The sequence below is a fragment of the Candidatus Methanoperedens nitratireducens genome (assembly GCF_900196725.1).
Taxonomy (GTDB): Archaea; Halobacteriota; Methanosarcinia; order Methanosarcinales; family Methanoperedenaceae; genus Methanoperedens; species Methanoperedens nitroreducens_A.
The window spans coordinates 1-1,311 of sequence record NZ_FZMP01000149.1; the positions used below are offsets into that span (position 1 = coordinate 1).

Here is a 1,311-nt window from a genome sequence, read left to right on the forward strand (position 1 = left end):
AAAAACCCTAAATTCACCGTATGGAAAAGCAAAAAAGGCGCAGGTTCAGCGCGGACTACAAGACCAAGGTCGTTATTGAAGCCCTGAAAGAACGAAACACCATTGAACAGCTTGCAGCTAAGTATGAACTACATCCAAATCAGATCACTGCGTGGAAAAGAGAGTTTCTGTCCAATGCCTCTCTGGCCTTTTCGGCGGACAGTGGTAAGCCTAAGGAGAAGGATTCAGAAATAGACAAGCTGTACGCTCAGATCGGGCAATTGACCGTTGAGAACAATTGGTTAAAAAAAAAGTTGAACTAAAATCGTTAGCTGAAAAAAGGGCCATGGTTCATCGGGATTCCAAATTGAGCATTCGTCAGCAGTGTATTCTGCTGTCGCTATGCCGTAGTGGGATCTATTATACACCGAGTCCGGAATCAGCGCTCAACCTGGAAATCATGCGGCACATGGACGAGCAGTACCTGAAAACGCCCTTTTACGGGTTACCACGCGTTCATCAGTTTCTGAAGGGAAAGGGATATGCCATCAATAAAAAGCGGGTCAAACGATTGATGGAACTGGTGGGATGGCAAACGATATTCCCAAAGAAAAATACCAGCCGTCGAAACAAATTGCATCCGGTGTTTCCCTACCTGCTCCGAGGTCTTCCCATAGAGCGTCCAAACCAGGTGTGGGCAATAGATATCACCTATATTCCCATGAAGAGGGGATTTATGTACCTAATGGCCATTATTGATATTCACACTCGCTTTGTATTGCACTGGTCTATCAGCAACACCATGACAGCCCTTTGGATCAGGGAGGGGGTATCGGAAGCGATCGCTGGGTATGGGTATCCGGAAATCATCAACTCCGATCAGGGCAGCCAGTTTACTTCTGATGAATACACCAGCCTCTTTACACCGGATCATATCCCGACCCGGATCAGTATGGATGGTAAAGGCAGGTGCATTGATAATATTTTCATCGAGCGGTTATGGCGTTCGGTAAAATATGAGTGCGTCTATTTGCATGCCTTTGAGGACGGCGTGCAATTGTTCGAGGGACTTGAAGAATACTTCCGGTTTTATAACACGGAACGGGGCCATCAATCGCTGGGATACAAAAAGCCTTTCGAATTATATGCAAAAGCAGCCTGAGTTATGAACATATTAACACTTATTAACAAAAAGAAAAAAGAAGCAAAAAAGAAAAATCTCACTACATTAACAAAAACATCTTAACTTTGAACTTAGCTGGTCTAAACAATGGGGGTAACAATAGTGGTCAACAATGGATTTCAATTTAACATTAAGTGTTAAATGTTTAG

General features: G+C 43.8%; 1 protein-coding gene and 1 pseudogene. Both read left to right on the forward strand.

From position 1 onward, the window contains the following. Nucleotides 1-20: 20 nt before the first annotated feature. Nucleotides 21-302 (forward strand): transposase, encoded by a 282-nt coding sequence (locus tag MNV_RS10170; protein WP_096205754.1) that lies wholly within the window; start codon nt 21-23, stop codon nt 300-302. Between the two features lie 23 nt (nt 303-325). Then, a pseudogene (locus MNV_RS10175) lies at nt 326-1,135 on the forward strand (IS3 family transposase); the annotation flags it as partial. Between the last annotated feature and the right edge of the window lie 176 nt (nt 1,136-1,311).

What these genes read in the sequence shown, in the direction of transcription:
- MNV_RS10170 (WP_096205754.1), top strand. Translation starts at nt 21, where the DNA reads ATGGAAAAGCAAAAAAGGCGCAGGTTCAGCGCGGACTACAAGACCAAG.